Origin of the sequence: Niallia alba, assembly GCF_012933555.1 — a bacterium.
Taxonomy (GTDB): Bacteria; Bacillota; Bacilli; order Bacillales; family Cytobacillaceae; genus Niallia; species Niallia alba.
The window spans coordinates 4,357,577-4,376,718 of record NZ_JABBPK010000001.1 but is presented as its reverse complement, the minus strand read 5'-3'; the positions used below and the strand labels follow the sequence as shown (position 1 = coordinate 4,376,718).

At 34.6% G+C, this 19,142-nt stretch carries 15 protein-coding genes; 13 read left to right on the top strand and 2 right to left on the bottom strand.

Features of this window, described 5'->3' with window-relative positions; all coding sequences use genetic code 11:
- Nucleotides 1–17 precede the first annotated feature (17 nt).
- A complete protein-coding gene (locus tag HHU08_RS20810; RefSeq protein WP_169189212.1) occupies nucleotides 18–1,655 on the bottom strand; it encodes a M4 family metallopeptidase in 1,638 nt (545 codons plus the stop codon).
- A gap of 303 nt (nucleotides 1,656–1,958) precedes the next feature.
- On the opposite strand from HHU08_RS20810, the gene HHU08_RS20805 reads away from it, so the two are divergent.
- Nucleotides 1,959–3,188, top strand: a complete 1,230-nt coding sequence (locus tag HHU08_RS20805; RefSeq protein WP_169189211.1) for a tetratricopeptide repeat protein — start codon at nucleotides 1,959–1,961, stop codon at nucleotides 3,186–3,188.
- A gap of 216 nt (nucleotides 3,189–3,404) precedes the next feature.
- On the opposite strand, the gene HHU08_RS20800 is transcribed toward HHU08_RS20805, so the two are convergent.
- Nucleotides 3,405–4,079, bottom strand: coding sequence for a YesL family protein (locus HHU08_RS20800; RefSeq protein WP_169189210.1), 675 nt, complete (start codon nucleotides 4,077–4,079; stop codon nucleotides 3,405–3,407).
- Nucleotides 4,080–4,467: 388 nt separating this feature from the next.
- Here HHU08_RS20800 and HHU08_RS20795 point away from each other — a divergent pair, with 388 nt between their 5' ends.
- From HHU08_RS20795 to HHU08_RS25785, 12 genes are all read left to right on the top strand, one after another.
- A complete protein-coding gene (locus HHU08_RS20795) occupies nucleotides 4,468–5,805 on the top strand; it encodes a glycoside hydrolase family 30 protein (RefSeq protein ID WP_169189209.1) in 1,338 nt (445 codons plus the stop codon).
- 73 nt (nucleotides 5,806–5,878) lie between these two features.
- A complete protein-coding gene (locus HHU08_RS20790; protein WP_319005167.1) occupies nucleotides 5,879–6,898 on the top strand; it encodes a LacI family DNA-binding transcriptional regulator in 1,020 nt (339 codons plus the stop codon).
- A 98-nt stretch (nucleotides 6,899–6,996) separates the two neighbouring features.
- Complete coding sequence (locus HHU08_RS20785; RefSeq protein ID WP_169189208.1) at nucleotides 6,997–7,914, top strand: ABC transporter permease; 918 nt, start codon at nucleotides 6,997–6,999, stop codon at nucleotides 7,912–7,914.
- A gap of 9 nt (nucleotides 7,915–7,923) precedes the next feature.
- Nucleotides 7,924–8,850, top strand: a complete 927-nt coding sequence (locus tag HHU08_RS20780; protein ID WP_169189207.1) for a carbohydrate ABC transporter permease — start codon at nucleotides 7,924–7,926, stop codon at nucleotides 8,848–8,850.
- Between the two features lie 215 nt (nucleotides 8,851–9,065).
- Complete coding sequence (locus HHU08_RS20775; protein WP_169189206.1) at nucleotides 9,066–10,694, top strand: type 2 periplasmic-binding domain-containing protein; 1,629 nt, start codon at nucleotides 9,066–9,068, stop codon at nucleotides 10,692–10,694.
- A gap of 94 nt (nucleotides 10,695–10,788) precedes the next feature.
- A complete protein-coding gene (locus tag HHU08_RS20770; RefSeq protein WP_328823048.1) occupies nucleotides 10,789–13,122 on the top strand; it encodes a glycoside hydrolase family 2 TIM barrel-domain containing protein in 2,334 nt (777 codons plus the stop codon).
- A gap of 266 nt (nucleotides 13,123–13,388) precedes the next feature.
- A complete protein-coding gene (locus HHU08_RS20765) occupies nucleotides 13,389–14,315 on the top strand; it encodes an ABC transporter permease (protein ID WP_205835666.1) in 927 nt (308 codons plus the stop codon).
- The gene (locus HHU08_RS20760; protein WP_205835665.1) at nucleotides 14,293–15,255 is read left to right on the top strand and encodes a carbohydrate ABC transporter permease; all 963 of its coding nucleotides are present in this window, start codon (nucleotides 14,293–14,295) and stop codon (nucleotides 15,253–15,255) included. Before HHU08_RS20765 ends, HHU08_RS20760 begins: the two co-directional genes overlap by 23 nt.
- Nucleotides 15,256–15,280: 25 nt before the next feature.
- The gene (locus tag HHU08_RS20755; RefSeq protein WP_169189204.1) at nucleotides 15,281–16,747 is read left to right on the top strand and encodes an ABC transporter substrate-binding protein; all 1,467 of its coding nucleotides are present in this window, start codon (nucleotides 15,281–15,283) and stop codon (nucleotides 16,745–16,747) included.
- Between the two features lie 71 nt (nucleotides 16,748–16,818).
- The gene (locus HHU08_RS20750) at nucleotides 16,819–17,433 is read left to right on the top strand and encodes a YesL family protein (protein WP_169189203.1); all 615 of its coding nucleotides are present in this window, start codon (nucleotides 16,819–16,821) and stop codon (nucleotides 17,431–17,433) included.
- A 12-nt stretch (nucleotides 17,434–17,445) separates the two neighbouring features.
- On the top strand, nucleotides 17,446–17,904 hold the full coding sequence (locus tag HHU08_RS20745; RefSeq protein ID WP_169189202.1) for a hypothetical protein: 459 nt from the start codon (nucleotides 17,446–17,448) through the stop codon (nucleotides 17,902–17,904).
- A 62-nt stretch (nucleotides 17,905–17,966) separates the two neighbouring features.
- The gene (locus HHU08_RS25785) at nucleotides 17,967–19,136 is read left to right on the top strand and encodes a sensor histidine kinase (RefSeq protein WP_169189201.1); all 1,170 of its coding nucleotides are present in this window, start codon (nucleotides 17,967–17,969) and stop codon (nucleotides 19,134–19,136) included.
- The last annotated feature ends 6 nt before the right edge of the window (nucleotides 19,137–19,142 follow it).

The window sequence follows — 19,142 nt, the reverse complement described above, 5'->3', positions numbered from 1 at the left end:
GAAACTGCCCATCAAAATTAGTTTACACCTACACGATCCCAAGCACTTTTTACCGCATTATAAGTGCTGCTGTTGCTGCCATAAAGATCTGAAGCAGCTTGTAATAAAGCAGATTTTGCGTTACTAAAATTACTTGTAGGTGTTAAGTAGGTTGTTAATGCACGATAATAAATTTTTTCCGCTTGTGCTTTTCCGATAGAACTAATTGTATAATAAGCTGCTTTGTTAGGAATACCGCTGTTAATATGAACCCCGCCGTTATCACTTGTTGTATTGACATAATTGCTCATTGTAGAAGGTTGTCCATAGCTTTCAGGATTAGATAAACTACGCAGACCATCGCCAGAAACTTTTGGTGTATAGACATCTTCTCCTAATAACCAATCATTAGGATCAAGGAAATAGCCAAACACATCAGACATAGATTCATTTAGTGCACCAGATTGATTTTGGTATTGCAGGCCAGCTGTTCTTTCTGTTACTGCATGGGTAATTTCATGCGCCACTACATCAAGTGCGCCAGAAAGTGGTGCAAAAGTAGTTCCATCTCCATCCCCGTAAACCATTTGTGAACCATTCCAGAAGGCATTATTATAGTTTGTTTGATAATGAACGGTTGATGTAATAGATGCTCCTCTATTATCGTAGCTATTTCGGTTATGAGTATTGTAATAATAGTCATACACTACTCCAGCATAATAATGAGCGTCTACATCTGCACGTTGATTACTTGCAGTCCAAGCGTTATCAGCATCTGTTGAATACACCCCAGGAAGCGTCGAACGATTTTGTGCAGTAGCTGTTTGAATAACGCCGCCACTCATTGGCTTTGTTGTATCATACAAATAATACGTCCCGTTTGAAAAATATGTATTTAATGTTTTAGTGTCTCCGTTTACTCCAGTTCCACGACCTGTGGTTGCTGCATCAGTTACTGCGTTTAAGGAATCTATAATTGTTCCATCGTTGGCATCAACGAAAATTTGCCAGTTTGCTGGATATGGGTCGATAAATTGAAATTCTACTTTATATGCTAGATGGTAAATTCCATTTTTCTCAAACACAACTAATGAGTCTTTCTCAACAGTAGTTGATTCACTTGCTGCTTTGCTACTTAATCCTTTTAATTCAACTGTATCGCCATTGCTTGTCTCTTCTTTAGATAAATCTAAGTGCTTCCATGCTTTCTCGATTGCATCCTTGTCTGCTAGTTTCGCTTTTGTTGTTGTAACTTTCTTTGATGCTTCGGGATGTAATCCACCATTGACAGCTACGACTTCACCAGCTTTATTTGTGTGAACATAAAATGCCGCGCCTTCAATAGGAACACCATTTACTGATTGAACATATTGATAATGTTTCATTCCAAGCTCGTCTGTTGTTTCTTCTAATAGCGTAAGATCTTTACTTGGGTTAATTTTGTAGAGTGTCTCATTTTCTTTTAAATAAGCTCTAATCTCTTTTTCTACTTTATATTTTTTAGTAGATAGTTTTCCAGATAGGAAGGTGGGTAAATCTTTTTTATTATCCCAATTTTTCTGAGACAATTGGAACTTTTCTAACTTTTTTTGTTCATTGCTTGCTGCTAATCCACTTGGAATAGCAGCTCCGAATACTAGACCAGTTGCTAGTAATAGAGATAAACTTTTCTTCATTTGTTATCGCTCCTTTAATTTTGGAATGAAAAAAGAATATTAAAAAAATTCTTAGTGTGATAATATCATAGAAAAATAGTAGGGATAATTGGGAAAATATTAAGGAGCAAATGGACTAAAATTGCCATTTTAATAAGTTTATAGGTGGGAAATAGGGACTTTAGAATGAGAAATCTATCCTTTACAACCTTTTAAATTTGGGAAAAATGCGATTGGATAGCATTTACAGTTCAATATTAATTCTATTAATATACTAATTATATATCATAAGTGATTAACTATAAGAAAATAGGTGGTATGTCCATGAAAACTGGCTCATTACTGAAATACTATCGAACGAAAGCAAATTTGACACAAAGTGAGCTTGCAGAGGGTATATGTTCGATTCCACACTTAAGTAAAATTGAAAATAATCATAAAGAAGCAAATCAAGAAACAGTCAAACTATTATTTGAGCGTTTGCATATTGATCTTCAAGTAGTAGAAAACGATATGAAGCAAATTAAATCACTCATTACTAGATTTATTGAACATATGGAATACTTTGAAGAGGAGGAAGCTGGATTTGCCTTTGTAGAACTAGAGAAACGAAACGAACTAATCACTTTTACCCCTTATATCTATCTATACGAGCTTTATAAATATCGATATTTTTTATTTATTAAAAATCTAGAAAAAGCCGACAATCACCGTAAATGGCTATATAAGCAAAGAAAAAATTTTTCCCAACATGAATCCTATTTATTTTCTTATTATCATGGAATACACTTAATATTAAGAGGAGAATTCAATGATGCAAGAGATCAATTATTGCAGCTTTTGCATGATGATGTAACAAACCCTCTTGCATCAGGAGAGTTATACTATCATATAGCATTAGTGAAGGGATCTCTAGAGAAATCGGGACAAGCCATTTTCTATGGAAAGAAAGCTTTGCAATTGTTTACCAATCAGTATAATTTTAAACGAATTATTCATACACTTATGCTACTTGCGATTAATTATACACATGCTGGCATTTATCAAGAGGCATTAGATTGCTATAAACATATCATTCGAAATGTAAAGCTCTTGAAAGAGACATCATTACTGCCACGAATTTATAATAATCTAGGATATTTAAAGCATAAGATGGGTCTTCATGAAGAATCGCTTTATTATTACAAACTAGGTTTAAATATGCAAACTCCCGGGACTGTTCACTATATTATTAGTCTGTATACAGTGGCACAATGTTATCATGATCTTAATTCTAGTGAAGCAAAGGCTTTTTTTGAAAAGGTATATGCTTTATCAAAAGAGCTAAACAATTTGAAGTATCAGTATTTATCTATTTATTATCTACATATGATAAATGGCGATGAAGAAGTCGGATTCAAGTATTTAGAGAATAAAATCATTCCTTATTTAGAAAGTATTGGAGAACATAGAGAAGAGCTTCATTATTTTTCTAATCAACTATCTAAATACTATAAACGATTAGGAAAATTTGAAATAGCTATTAAATACATAGAAATGGAGGGAAGAAAATAATGAAAAAATTCTTATTAGCTTCAGCAATCCTTTTAGTTGCCCTAGCACATCCAATTTGGCCTCCAGTATAAGGATAAAGCATGTCCTCAGGGGGATGGTTCTACTGATTCCTTATCAATATAAATTTCCGAGAAGAGAAAAAAATCTTCCTTATGCTGCCTTTCGCTTGAAGCTAAAAATAGCATATATGGAAGATTTTTTTCATTTTCCGCTAAACTACGCAGCTGGAGTTACCCCACGATGAAAGATGAAGAAAGATCCGTAGGCACAAAGGGATCCAAATCCTAAGAATAGTAAAAAAGGTAAAAGGTTAAAGCTTATATAAAAACAGGCGATACTAATAAATGCAATACCGAGTGTATGAACGGGACGTCCCAATGTTAGTAAGAAGGCATTTTTCATTGTCTGAAAAAGTGTTCCCTCGTAATGTACAGAGAGTGAGAAAAAGTTAATCGTAATAACTACCATAAATAGGGCTACAACTAAAAATAGATAATAAATAGGTGACTTTATAGTGGAGAAGTAGTAAAAGTCCAATATCAGAAATAGCCAAACAATAGTGAAAGCAATGCCGCCTAATAAACTACGTAAATAATTCTCTTTATATAATTTCCAAAAAGAAGGAAGCAATTTTACTCCTAGTTCCCCTTGCACCCATTTTCGTGCTACACCAAAGAGGGCAGTGGTAGATGGAAAAAGGAGTAATGGTGATAAGACAGCTATAAGTGAGACAATAGCGAGCAATTGTTGTGACAGAGTACTAACAAATAAATGAAAGGATAAATAAAAAATAGGAAGATTAAATAGCAGCCAAATAAGATTTAAAAAAGCAATTCTTGTAATCCATTCTGAAACAATAAACAGACGAGTAACTATACTTTTTGTCTCCATAATGAGTTCCTCCAATCTCTTTATAAAAAATTAAAACGTTTTTATATTTACGTGATAATTCTATTATTACATGCCATTTTTAATTGGTAAATAAAATAATAATAAAAGAAAAAAATTGTTCTGCTCTTCGTTTTTTAAAAGGAAAATCAAAATATTTATGAAAAAAAGTATTGTCACTAGTATAGGAAGGTGTTATTCTATAAACGAAGAAAACGTTTTTATAAGGATTGTAGTAAATTCTATCGTTTCAGCTCTTATTTCATTTATTAAGTTGCTTTTAAAATTCGAAAACGCTTTATATTGAATGTTAGATAATTACCTACCAGAAAATGTGGGTATTTTTTATAAAAATAATAAAAACGTTTTTATAGGAAAAGGAGTGCATCAGATGAAGATTAACTTATCTACAACTACTTATGAAGAAAACAAACCGGTAACAAATGATACCATAGCTGAATTTACAAAAGATAATAATGTAGAAATGAAAGTAGTGAATATATATCCAGAAATAGAGTACCAAACATTTGATGGATTTGGTGGTGCGATTACCGAGGCTGCTGGCTATACGTATTCGAAAATGAGTGAGAGTTCACAACAGAAGTTAGTAGACGCCTATTTTGGAGAAAACGGCAATCGCTACAATCTGATTCGAACACATATTGACAGCTGTGATTTTTCTGTCGGTCAATATGAGGCAATGAGTAATCCAGAGGATAAGGAATTCCAGTCTTTTTCCCTAGCTAGAGACGAAGAATATATTTTGCCTTTATTGAAAAAAGTGACGGAAGTTTCTGCTAAGCCGTTTGATTTAATGCTATCTCCCTGGTCTCCGCCATCTTTTATGAAAACGAACGAGGAAAGAGTAAAAGGTGGTAAATTGAAACCAGAGTTTCGCCAATTTTGGGCCGATTATATCTGCCACTACATAAAGGAATACCAATTGAAAGGTTTCCCTGTAAAAATGCTAACGATCCAAAATGAACCCAATGCTAGACAATCATGGGATTCTTGTTTATATACAGATATCGAAGAAAAAGAATTTCTTAGAGACTATCTATATCCTACTCTGCAAAAAAATAATTTAAGTGAGATAGAAGTGTTGATCTGGGACCATAATAAAGAAAGAATGTATGAAAGAGCTGCTGCGATAATTGATAATCAAACGGACAATATGATTGCTGGCGTAGCTTTCCATTGGTATACAGGTGACCACTTTGACGCCATTGGTCTAGTACGTGAGAAGTTCCCAAATAAAAAATTAATTTTTACAGAAGGCTGTGTCGAATACAGCAGATTTAACACTGCAGGCCAATTACAAAAAGCACAAATGTATGCACATGACATGATTGGTAATATAAATGCTGGGATGAATGCCTTTATTGACTGGAATATCATTCTAGACAGACAGGGAGGTCCAAATCATGTTGGGAATTATTGTGATGCTCCGATTATGTGTGACACAGAGAATGATCAAATGATGAAAAATCTTTCTTATACATATATAGGTCATTTCAGCCGATATATCGAACCTGGAGCAAAAAGAATAGCTGCTACTAAATATACAGATAAGTTAGAGCTTGTTGCGATGAAGAATCCTAATAATCAAATTGTTCTCGTACTGCTTAATCGATTCGAAGAAGATTTGCCGGTTGCTTTGCGAATGAATGGAGAAGTTAGTCAATTTTCTATAGCAGCCAATTCGATTGTTACCGCTATACTAGCTTAAATGCCGCGGTGACAGCACCAACTATATATGGTATAAAAGAATATAGAAATAAAAACGTTTTAATCACGAGGAGGTGATTCCCATTTCTAAAGTTACCATTAAAGATGTTGCAAGAGAAGCGGGAGTATCGATTTCCACTGTTTCCAATGCTCTAAATGGCGTCGATGTTCTGCATCCAGATACAAGAGAGCATGTATTAAATGTCGCAAAACGATTGAATTATATTCCGAATTTAAATGGTAAGAACCTGAAATCAAATGCGACAAAAGTAATTGGCCTATTCATCACAAGCATGAGAGGACCTTATTATGATCAGTTGGTTGATTCTATCTCGAAAGAATGTGAAAAGTTAGGGTATGAACTAAATATTTTTATTACGAAAAATGACCGGACAGCGTTAAGTAATATTTTGGGGAAAAGAGTAGATGGAGCCATTATTTCCAATGAATTTATCGATGAAAAGGATGTTGCCGTTCTGGAAGAAGCAGGAATTCCTGTCGTATTCATTGATCGAGAAAGAGTAAGCAAAACAAGTTCATCCGTTGTCTTTGATTCCTATAAAGGAGGGCAAGATGTAGCACGTTATCTTATCAATCTCGGGCATAAACGGATTGGCTATATTAGAGGGTATGATCATTTATATGATGATATAAAGCGATATGAGGGCTTTCGAGATACATTACTAGATGCCAATATTCCTTTTTATGAAGAAGATTTATTAATCGGATATTTTGAAGAAGAAGCAAGCTTTAGTGCGGTAAAAGCATTTGTGAGAAGTGGAAAAGATTTGCCTGATGCATTTGTGGCTGCTAATGATCTTAGTGCAATTGGCTGTATTAAAGCATTGAAATCGGAAGGGATCTTGGTTCCAAAAGATATTAGTATAATTAGTTTTGATGATATAGATTTAAGCGAATACTTCACTCCCCCGTTAACAACGGTAAATAACCCTATTATTATGCTCGGAAAGCATGCGATAGAAAGGCTGCTTGGTATTATTAGAGGAGAAGAAGTAGGGAAATTGGATAAATTGCAAGGAAGCTTAATTGTCAGAGATTCATGCACCATCAATAAAAACATATTAATAAGGTAATATTTTATGTATTACCTTATTATATAAAATGAAAACGCTTTAATATATTGCAGTTTTTGATAAAAACGTTTTAATTCATTTTGTAAGGAGGTATTCAAATGAAAAAAAGCCATTTTGGGAAAGGATTTAGGGCGCAGCTGCCGTTACAAATGATGGTTTTGCCAGGCATTATTTTTATGATTGTCTTTTGTTATGTTCCTATTTACGGGATTGTTATTGCTTTTAAAAGTTATTCTGTAACGGACACGATTGCTTCTGCCCCATGGGTAGGCTTAGAAAATTTTAGAATTGCCTTTTCTGATAAATTCTTTTGGGAGTCTGTAGTCAATACACTAGCAATCAGTTTCCTTAAGTTATTGATTGGTTTTACGGCGCCTATTATTCTCTCGATTCTTATTTTTGAATTGAAAAATGGCTGGTTTAAAAAAATTGTGCAAACTGTCTCTTATTTACCGCATTTCTTGTCTTGGATTGTAGTGGGGGGAATGCTGCTAAGCTGGCTATCCACAACTGGAATTATCAATGAGCTGTTAGTTGGGGTTGGAATATTAGATCAACCGCGGAATTTCATGATTGAAGCGAATAGCTATTGGCTAATCGCTGTATTATCAGATGTATGGAAGGAAGCTGGCTGGGGAACGATTATCTACTTAGCAACTATGTCAGGAATTGATCCAACTTATTATGAAGCAGCAAAGATGGATGGAGCAACAAAACTACAGCAAATTTTCCATATTACACTGCCTTTGATGAAGTTTATTATTTCCTTAATGTTCATTTTAGCAGTAGGTGGTTTGTTGGGATCTAACTTGGATCAAACGTTAGTATTAATAAATCCGTTAAATGCATCTCATGCGGAAGTAATCAATTCTTATGTCTATAAAGTAGGATTGGCCCAAGGGGACTTCTCCTATGCAACAGCTGTTGGGTTAGCCGTCTCAGTTGTTTCCTTAATTCTTGTATTAGTGACCAATAAATTTACTAAAAAAATGAATGATAATAAGTCTGTTTTCTAGGAGGATGTCATGAAAACAAATCCGAATATAACGGAGTTAAATCCAAAAGTTTTTCGTCAAAAAAATCAAAAGCCAAAAGAAAACAGAGTCTTCAATATCGTGAATATCATCTTTTTATCGCTATTTACTATTGTTATCATCTATCCAATCTGGAATATTGTTGTTAAATCATTTAGTAGTCCAGATACCCTTTATCAAGTCGGATTAAAACTATGGCCAGAGGATTTCTCCATTATAAACTATAAACTCGTATTCAATGACCCTACTATTTGGAATGCGTTTATGATTTCCGTTCTAAAGACAGTGATAGGAGTTTTTACACATGTGCTTTTAACAGCAATGGTTGCCTACGGTATGAGTAAACAAAATCTGATTGGGCGAAATTTTTACACCATTTTAGGTGTGGGAACAATGTTTTTTAGCGGTGGGATGATTCCAACCTATTTATTAATGAGATCCCTTGGATTGCTTGATAGCTTTTGGGTTTATATTATCCCATCGCTATTTAGCTACTATGACATGCTGATTTTGATGAACTTTTTCCGTGAGATTCCTCATTCGCTAGAAGAATCAGCAAAAATGGACGGTGCTGGTGTATGGACCATCTTTATGCGAATAGTCCTACCGCTTTCCACGCCTGTGTTAGCAACAATTGCCTTATTTAATGGTGTGTTTCAATGGAACGATTATATGACAGCAAAATTATATATTAGCAATGAAGCCTTGTATCCAATTCAAATGAAACTATATGAGATTATCGTTCAAACTCAAGCTGCTGCCAATATGCAAACGGCAACTTCTGTGGTCATCCCCACAACCTCAGAGTCAATACAATTAGCTACGATTGTGATTGCGACGGTACCAATTGTCCTTGTTTATCCTTTTTTGCAGAAATATTTCTTGTCAGGAATGATGATTGGGGCAGTGAAAGAATAGGATAGGGAAGTTTTTCTCTAAAGTATGAAGGAGGTGGTTCTTTCAGAAAAAACGATCATATTTTATTTCCAATAATTTAGGTAGAGGATTTAAGGGAGAAATGATTTAGTCTAAATAAATAGAATGTTATTCACAATAGTGGGACAGATAAGAACTAGTATTTGTCACAGAGATAATCTACTTTTATAAATACCAATTATAGGGGAGGCTTTATCATGAATAAATCAATCTATCGGATAAGTTTGGTTTTCTTATTAGCTATTTCGTTAATATTCACGGGCTGTAGCAATACTTCGAAAAAGACAGAGGCAAATTTAGATGAAGAGGCAAGATATACAATCGATGAGAATACCCCAGCATGGAAATTAGATAAACAAGAAAATACCGAGTTAACTTGGTATGTGAATGCAGAATGGTGGAACAAAGATTACGGCAATGATACGATTACGAAAAAATTAAAAGAAGATCTTAACCTTGATATTAAGTTTTTAACCGGGGATGATACGAAACTAAATACATATTTCTCTGGTGGTGACTTACCAGATATCGTAACTATTTTTGGCGGGAATACAAAGGCTGCATTAGATGCAGAATCTTGGGCGCTCCCATTAAATAAATTAGCAGATAAATATGATCCCTATTTTTATAAAGTAGCACAACAGCAAACATTGGATTGGTATAAATTAGATGACGGAAACACATACGGCTATCCTAGTTATTCAAATACACAAGAGCATTATGAAAGCGGAGCAATCCCAGGTAATGATGCATTTATCATTAGACAGGATGTATATAAAGCAATTGGCAGCCCAGATATGTCCACACCAGATACGTTTTTAGCTGCTTTAGACAAAATAAAGAAACAATTCCCTGATTTAGTTCCTTTTGGCTTTAAAGGATTCTCTGCTGCTGGGGATGCTGGCTCTTTAGGTGCTTCATTCCAAAATCATATTGGCGTTCCAATTACGACAAGTGATGGAAAATGGAATGACAGAAATCTAGATGAAGACTATTTAACTTGGATTAAAGCATTTAATGAAGCGTATAAGCTTGGTTATTTAAATGATGATACTTTTTCGGATGATGGTCCATTATTCGAGGAAAAAGTTTCTAATGGAAAATACGCGACAATTATGGCAAGTGGGGTAGCGCAGCTTTACACTTTTCTACAAAAAAATCTAGCTGCACATCCTGATCAAAAATATATTGCTATCGACGGTCCAAAAAGTACAGTAGGAAACGAACCAACCTTGACTCAATCTGGAATCTCTGGTTGGTCCGTAACTTATATTTCGAAAAAAGTAAAAGACCCACAAAAGGCGATTCAGTTGTATACGTATTTATTAAGTGAAGAAGGGCAGTATTTAACAACATTTGGGGTGGAAGACGAGACATTTGAATTTAATGAAGATGGCAAAGCAACCTTATTACCAGAGGTAGCGAAATTGCAACAAGATAACCCAGATGAATATAAAACAAAGTATCGTTTAGGAGAGTTCTGGTTCTTCGGGCATGATACATTTAAAGTCCAGCATGGGGAAGTGGAGCCGCTAGAGTCTACGGAACAGATTCAAGCTTGGGGAACTCCATACTTAAAACCGCAGTTCGTTATTGAAAATATAGATCCAGATCAAGGAACAGCAGAAGCAAGATCTTTAACAAATATTAATTCCCAATGGGCAACTACATTAGCAACCTTATTAAGAGTAAAAAATGACGAACAATTTGATCAAGTTTTAAATGACTATAAGAAATTTTTGGACGGGAATAATTTTGATTCGATTGTAAAAGTCCGTAATGAAAAGATGGAAAAAAATATTGAAAAGCTTGGTTTAAATAAATAGATAAAAATTTGGAAGAATGAAAGGAGTATCTCTCCTTATTCTTCCTTTTTAATAGGCATATCAACTAAAAGAATAGAATGGCTGGTGATGAGGAGTGTCAAAGATAGCAATACAAGAAAAAGAAAAGAATATTGGTAGTTTAGCAGCTTCCATGCTATTAAAGGAGATAGATGGAAAAACCATTGCTTTTCAAAATAAAATTCCGTATCCATCCTTTGAACCACAAAATAGATTAGTATTGTCTCTTGCAGGCTTGTGGAAGAAAAAGCGCTTTGAAGCAGATCATGATTGGTCTTTATCCTATCGTGACGCTAAGTGGATCCAGAAGACAGAAGAGGAGGCACAAGGGATTACGAAGTCAGGGTTTGATGATCAAAAGTGGGAAAACCATTCATTACCATTACCGGAGAACAAGTTAACGGGAAAAGAAGAAAAGGGAGGGGCAGAAACATACGAAAATGGTGTTTGGTATCGTAAAACCTTTGAAATAGATGCTGATTGGGAGGGCAAAAGTATTACACTAAAATGCTTAGCTGTTTCCTATGTGAGTGATTTCTGGATCAATGGAAAGTATGTTGGCTACCATGAGGGCGGTTATACTCCCTTTGCATTTGATGTCACTGCCTTTATTAAAAGTGGCGTTAACACGATTACTATCCGAGTAGATAATCCACCTTGGACAACAAGAGTAGATACTGTTCCTGCACAAAATAATGATTTTTTTAACTATACGGGTGTTATTCATGATTTATATCTAGAGGCAACAGAAGGAGTCCATGTAGCAAGAGCAGATATTGTCCCGAAAAATTTGCAGGGCGACGTAGAGATTTCGGTAACATTAGAAAATCGTTTGAAACAGGAAGTAGAGGTAATTTTAAAGGGGGAGCTGTTTGATACAGATTATCGAACAGAAAGCTGGTTAACTAGTCCTTCTGCTGAAAGTATCTGTAATCAATCGGTTGTAGTGTCAGGGTTGGAAGAAACGAAAGTAGTACTGGAGGAAAAGGGAACAAAAATCATTACCTATCATGTTAACATAGAAAATCCGAAGCTTTGGAGCATCAGAGAACCCAATTTATATGTTCTCACCGTAGAACTATCATCTAATCAGAAAAAAATAGACCGATTTGCGACTCAGTTCGGGATTCGTACACTGGAAGCAAAAAATGCTAACATCCTTTTAAATGATCATCCCGTGTTTTTAGCAGGTGTTGCTAGACATGAGGAATGGCCGGATTATGGTAGGACAGCATCTTGGAATCGCATCAAAGATGACTTATTAAAAATTGCCGATTTGCAAGTTAATCTAATCAGAACTGCCCATTATCCTAACCATATTTATACCTTTCTACTTCTTGATCGAATAGGCTTGCCTTCGATGAGTGAGATTCCACTCTGGCAGTTTGAAACAAGCCATTATCAAGCACAGGAAACGAGAAAAATATCTTATCAAATGTGGAGAGAAATGGTTTTTTCTAATTATAATAGACCTTCGATTATGCTGTGGAGTACACAGAATGAATCAAGTGATGTTCTTTATCGAAAAGCATATAATGAAAAATTAGTGAAGGAGTTAAAGGAAACATATAACGATGGGCGACTAATTACACAAAGTGCAGCGGCAGATCAACCTGGCTATGAAGATGCTTCAATGGAACCGCTCGATGTAGCAGGCTGGACGATGTATTTTGGCATTTTCCATGGCAGTACCCCATATGAAGGGACTCGTAACTTTATTGAGCAAGCACATGCCAAATGGCCAGATAAGCCCATCATAAACACGGAATATGGGATTTGGAGTAACGCGGATGATAGTTTCCTTGAGAAACAAGTAGAAATATATAAGGATGTCCAATATGCCTTGCTTGAAAAGGCAACTGTTTATCCACAAGGACTTCTAAATCAAGATGGCTATATGGCAGGTATTGATTATTGGACAGCATTTGACTGGTATGTCAATCATAATAATTTCTATCAAACGATGGGAATGTATCGAATGGACCGTCAAACAACGAAGCCATTGTATGAAGAATTCGTGAGGGATCATACTAGATTAACGGAAAAGACAAACGGTATAGGGATAAAAGGTTCTTCTGTAAAGCCAATTGCTTTAAAAGGGATAAGTGATGAAGAAGAAAAGGGAAGTGTAATTTGGACTTTACAGCAGCCGGTTGACCTTTCAGAAAATCATTATTTAGTTATTAGAGTATTAGATAAAGAGAATGAAGATGGCTTTGATATTGAAATAAGAAATGAAGAAGGAAAAAGGTCTTCTTATCGCACATATGGAGTGAAAGTTAATCAAATGTTTGATGTCTATATTCCTCTTTGGATAATGGAGCAATCCGTCATTTCCCAGGCAACTTCCATAAAGTGCAGCTTTGAAAAAAATCGTAGTCTCGAGATTTTTGAAATGTATAAACTTTAGACCTACGAATAGGGCTTTAAGGTAATGTTGAAATGGAACGCTTAAGACTTTTTGTCTTAAGCGTTTTTGCGATGGTAAAGCGAAATACTAAACTCATTCAGATGTTAAAATAAAAGATACTTGAATCTAATGCATAGTACAACCACAAAAACATATAATTCGTTTATTTTTTCCTATAATTTGTTTATTGGTTATGATTCTCTCCCATATTATAATTTATCCATACTTGAGAAAGCGTTTTCTAAAGAGAGGGGGGAGATGGAAAAATGGCCATGTTAAGAAATTTGTGGAGAAATAAGGCGTTTTTATTCATGGCATTGCCAGGCACCATTTGGCTTATCTTATTTTTCTATATACCAGTATTCGGTAATATTGTAGCATTTAAAAATTTTCACTATTCCAGCGGCGGATTTTTTCAAAGTTTACGAGAAAGTCCTTGGGTTGGATTGGATAACTTTAAATTTTTATTTTCATCCAATAATGCTTATTTAATTACAAGAAATACAGTCTTATATAATGTGGCCTTTATTGTGTTAGGATTAATTTTTGCTGTTTTCTTGGCTATTGTGCTCAGTGAGTTACGTTCAAAAAGAATGATTAAAATCTATCAAACATCAATGCTATTTCCGTATTTTTTATCATGGGTTATTATCAGTTATTTTGTATTTGCCTTCTTGAGTCCAGATAAAGGGTTAATGAATAGCATCCTCACCCTTTTTGGCGGTGAAGAAATTAATTGGTACAACGAACAAAAATATTGGCCAGTTATCTTGATTATATTAGGAATATGGAAGGGTGTCGGCTATAATAGCGTCATTTATTTTGCAAGCATTATGGGAATCAACTCAGATTATTATGAAGCGGCGATGGTAGATGGAGCATCGAAATGGCAGCAGATTAAAAATATTACGATTCCACAATTAATCCCATTAATTTCAATTTTATCTATTTTGTCTGTCGGAAATATTTTTAGAGCTGATTTTGGATTATTCTATCAAATACCGAGAAACTCTGGTGCTTTATATGAGGTAACAAGTGTATTGGATACTTATATCTATAATGGATTAACGAGTACAGGAGATATCGGGATGACTGCAGCTGCCGGTCTTTATCAATCAGTTGTCGGCTGTATTTTAGTAGTACTAGCTAACTTTATTGTTCGCAAATTTGATGAAGAATCTGCGTTGTTTTGATGAAGGAGGTCCAAATCACACAGTGAAAAAGAAAAAAATAGAGCATGTTCAAGTTCGAACCTTTAATAAAAATACAAATATCTTTTTTAATATCATGGTAGGGTTGTTTGCATTCTCTTGTATTTTTCCATTCTTATTTGTAATTATTATATCGTTTACTAGTGAAACTTCACTTATAACAAATGGTTATGCATTGTGGCCGAGCGAATGGAGTATTCAAGGATATACGTATTTGGCTGATTTGAAAGACCAAATCATTCAATCATTATTTATTACCGTATTTGTAACTGTTATTGGAACTTTTATTAATGTAGCTTTCACGTCAAGCTATGCCTATGCCATTTCCCGGCCAAATTTTCGATATAAGCGATTTTTTACAATCTTCGCCTTAATTACGATGTTATTTAGCCCTGGGATGGTACCGAGCTATATTGTCATGACCAATATGCTACAGTTAAAAGATACAGTATGGGCCCTCATCCTTCCGATGGCTTTAAGTCCTTTTAACATTATTGTGATGCGCACTTTCTTTAGAAGACAGGTTCCAGAATCGATTATTGAATCTTCCCGTATTGATGGAGCAAGTGAAATGAGGATATTTACACAGATTGTTTTACCATTAGCTGTTCCTGGAATTGCAACAATTAGCTTATTTGCTGCCTTAGGATACTGGAACGATTGGTTTAATGCATTGCTATATATCCAAAGCGATAATCTAGTACCACTTCAATACTTATTAATGAAGATCCAAAGCAATATTGATTTTATGACGCAAAATGCTGGTTTAAGTGGGAATTTATCGGGGGGGTTGGCTGCCATTCCAAAAGAAGCAACTCGAATGGCGATGGTTGTTATTTCTACCCTACCAATTGCGTGCAGCTATCCATTTTTCCAACGTTATTTTGTTAGTGGCTTAACTATTGGCGGTGTAAAAGAGTAGTGTAAATGATAAGGGGGATATGTAAATGAAGATGAAGAAAAAAGTTCCTTTTCTACTTGTGTTAATGTTACTGATTGGCGCTGTGTTAGCAGGTTGTAGTCTTAAAGGGAATTCTACGGTTGATAACAGTTCTAAAGATGGAGTAACAACATTATTAATGTATCAAATTGGAGATAAACCAGAAAATTTCGATGTGTTGATGGAAAATGTCAATAAGAAAACAGAAAAAGAACTTGGTGTTCGTGTTAATTTACAATATATCGGCTGGGGAGACTATGAAAAAAAGATGTCAGTTATCGTATCCTCCGGTGAGAATTATGATATTGCGTATGCAAATAATTATGTAACGAATGCACAAAAAGGTGCTTATGCAGATTTAACGGAGTTATTTCCGAAATATGCGAAAGAAGCATATGACATGCTAGATTCAGCTTACATTGAAGGAAATACAGTAAATGGGAAGCTTTATGCATTCCCGGTAAACGGCAATGTATATGCACAAACGATGTTCTCCTTTAATAAGCAGTATATCGATAAATATAACTTAGATATCTCTAATGTTAAAGCATACAAAGATCTCGGACCTCTATTAAAAGTAATCAAAGAAAACGAAACAGATGTGATGCCATTCTCTGTTGGGCAAGGGTTCCGTGTACTACCTAATATGGATTTTGTATTAGGAAATGGCATGCCTTTTGCAGTCGATTTAAATGGAGATACATCAAAAATTATTAATCAGTATGATAATGAACAAATGAAAGATAACTTAAGAATTATGCATCAATACTATAATGAAGGATATATTGCCAAGGATGCTGCAACAAGCAATACGGAATATCCATTAAATAGTGGTACATGGTTTATTCGTCAAGAAACACAAGGACCGTATGACTATGGTGATACACTATTATCAACAGTTGCGGAGCAGCCAATTGTATCAAAGGCTATTACTGATCCAATTAAGTCAACAGCACAAGCGCAAATGGCAAACTTTGTCGTTTCCAGTAACTCCAAGAATAAAGAAAAAGCAGTGGAGTTCTTAGGGCTTCTAAATTCAGATCCGGACTTATTAAATGGTCTCATTTATGGTGAAGAAGGCAATGCGTGGGAAAAGGTTGGAGAAAACAAAGTGAAATTATTAGATGGTTATAAATCCAATAACCATATGGCAGCTTGGAATACAGGAAATAATAAAATTGTTTATGTTCAAGATTCAATTACAGATGAACAGATTACTCAAAGAGATGAAAATATCGCGAATGCGACAAGCTCTCCAATTCTAGGTTTCACCTTTAATACGGATTCGGTGAAAACAGAAATTACGAATATTTCTAATGTGATGAGCCAATACCTTGATGGATTAAATACTGGAACATTAGATCCAGATAAAGCTATTCCAGAATTAAATGAGAAATTAAAAGGTGCTGGATATGAAAAAGTGCGTGAAGAAATGCAAAAGCAATTTGATGCATTTCAAGCATCTAAAAACTAATCTCGAAAAGGTGCGTTAGCTCTAGTTAACGTGCCTTTTTTCATCATATAATAATAGAAAGGAGAAAAGACATGATCGCATCCCTTTTGACTACTTTTTTTAATCGATTTTATGTGGTATTAAAACTAAATCTTTATTTTTGGCTGCTAACCATAATGGGAGGGATTATTTTTGGCATTGGACCTGCATTTTTGTCGATTGCAAAGCTGTTTTTAGAATTTCGCTGGAACCATCAGGAATTATCATGGAAGAATGTTTTTTCTACTTTTAAGGCTAGCTTTAAAAGAGGAAATTTCTTTTTTGGCGGATTCCTAATATTAGGTGTGATTTTAAGCTATAATCTTTATTTTTCTCTCCAAATCAATCATTTAATATTTCTTATCATTGACTTTTTGCTTATCTTTGCTCTATTTTTAATGGCTATCAGCTTCTTGTTTGCGCTCTTTATTGAGTCACAATATGAAGCGACGGTAAAAGATGTATGGAAACTGTCGTTACTCCTGTCTTTTATGGACTTTTGGACGCTCATTAAACTGGGAGGCTTACTCATCGGCGTTTCTGTTCTTACCTATTATAATCCAGCCTTGATTTTATTCGGAAGTATCTCGCTGTTTATCATACTAGCAAGCTTTATTTCCAACAAACTCTTTGCACGGTTAAGTCAAAAACTCGTATATGTTTCTTAAGGATGATGCTAATTGGGAAGTAAATATTTTATTAATTCGCTATTAAAAACGTACTCAATCATTTTGATTGCTGCTGTTACACTATTTGCATTATTAGTGAGCTATAATACAAGTCAGGATAAACAAAGAACCGCAATAGATTCCGTTGAAAGGGTGGCTAACCAATTAGAAAATATTGTGACATATAATGAGAAAAAATTAGATAAAGTAGTGGCCAATTTAATGGCTAACTCAGAAATGGTTACGAGTATTTATCAGTATTTTGAGTTGGAACCTGCAGCATATTTACAAAAATCGTTAAGTGAGCAAAAAAATAATACTTTTCTTTATCTGCCGAGAATTGTAACGGAGATGTACTATATGGATGATGATATTGAATCGGTAAGCATCTCTTTAAATGATTATAAGGAAATCTATTACTCGACGAAGAAAAACAAGGGAGGCAAGAAATATTCCCATGTTCCTATCTAAAAAACCAAGTTGTCTATCAAAAAGCAATAAAGGACCCTAATACATTATCCCAAATCGGAATTGTGTCAATTGTCTTTAATGATAAGGAATTAGAACGGATTTTAAATAATGACAAAGAGAAAACTTCTCTTCAAGTAGCGATTATTTCCGATACGAAAAAACTAGTATACTATCAAGGAAGATACAGACAAGATGCGATGCTTCAAAAAAAAGATAGAAGCAATTTAGAGGAATCATCTATTATTAGTTTAAAGGAATTGGAGAAACAATATTATATTAAAAGCGTGCATACTAGTAACGATTTTGAGGTCCTAGCATTCATTAGTAAAAAGGAAGTATATAAACAATCGATGCAAAGCCTGTTTTTCTTTTTATTTTCTAGTGCCATTTTAGATGGCATTCTACTTTTTGGTCTTCGAAAAACGTTTAAACGATATGTGATTCAAGTAGAAGATATTCTAAAGGGTACCAATCAAGTTTCAACGGGGAATATGGAAGTTCGAATAAAAGAAAACACAAAACAAGGAGAGCTAAAGGATATTTCCCATAGTATTAATCAGATGCTAGATAGTATTAATCGAAATATTGAGGATATCTATAACTTGGAAATAAAACAAAAAGACGCCAATATGAGGGCATTGCAGTCTCAAATAGATCCGCATTTTCTCTATAATACGCTTGAATACATTCGCATGTATGCTGTTAGTGAAGGAGCAGATGAATTATCGAATGTTGTATATGTTTTTGGAAGCTTATTAAGAAATAGCATCACACATGAGAAAGTAGTAACAATCAGGCACGAGCTCGAATTTTGTGAGAAATACGCTTATTTGTATCAAATGAGGTATCGGGATCGAATCGCATACGGGTTTCAGATTGATAAAGAGCTTGGAGACATTAGCATTCCTAAATTTTCAATCCAACCGCTTGTTGAGAATTTTTTTATGCATGGTATTGATCATACAAGGAAAAACAATACAATTAGTGTAAAGGTTGCGAAGCAAGACCAGCATACCTGTATCATAATCAAAGATAATGGAACAGGAGTCGCAAAAGAAAAAATAGAGAATATTAACAAATTATTGAAAACGCCTTCTTCTGAAAATAAGCTAGAGTCCTCTATTGGAATACATAATGTAAACGCAAGATTGCGCTCCTTTTTTGGAGAAACTTACAGTATGACGTTAAAGACGAATCAATTAGGAGGATTAACAATCGAAATCTTGTTTTAAAGGAGA

Bases quoted from the DNA above. Each gene is read 5' to 3' on its own strand.
- HHU08_RS20810 (WP_169189212.1), bottom strand. From the start codon at position 1,655: ATGAAGAAAAGTTTATCTCTATTACTAGCAACTGGTCTAGTATTCGGA.
- HHU08_RS20805 (WP_169189211.1), top strand. From the start codon at position 1,959: ATGAAAACTGGCTCATTACTGAAATACTATCGAACGAAAGCAAATTTG.
- HHU08_RS20800 (WP_169189210.1), bottom strand. From the start codon at position 4,079: ATGGAGACAAAAAGTATAGTTACTCGTCTGTTTATTGTTTCAGAATGG.
- HHU08_RS20795 (WP_169189209.1), top strand. From the start codon at position 4,468: ATGAAGATTAACTTATCTACAACTACTTATGAAGAAAACAAACCGGTA.
- HHU08_RS20785 (WP_169189208.1), top strand. From the start codon at position 6,997: ATGAAAAAAAGCCATTTTGGGAAAGGATTTAGGGCGCAGCTGCCGTTA.
- HHU08_RS20780 (WP_169189207.1), top strand. From the start codon at position 7,924: ATGAAAACAAATCCGAATATAACGGAGTTAAATCCAAAAGTTTTTCGT.
- HHU08_RS20775 (WP_169189206.1), top strand. From the start codon at position 9,066: ATGAATAAATCAATCTATCGGATAAGTTTGGTTTTCTTATTAGCTATT.
- HHU08_RS20765 (WP_205835666.1), top strand. From the start codon at position 13,389: ATGGCCATGTTAAGAAATTTGTGGAGAAATAAGGCGTTTTTATTCATG.
- HHU08_RS20760 (WP_205835665.1), top strand. From the start codon at position 14,293: ATGAAGAATCTGCGTTGTTTTGATGAAGGAGGTCCAAATCACACAGTG.
- HHU08_RS20755 (WP_169189204.1), top strand. From the start codon at position 15,281: ATGAAGATGAAGAAAAAAGTTCCTTTTCTACTTGTGTTAATGTTACTG.
- HHU08_RS20750 (WP_169189203.1), top strand. From the start codon at position 16,819: ATGATCGCATCCCTTTTGACTACTTTTTTTAATCGATTTTATGTGGTA.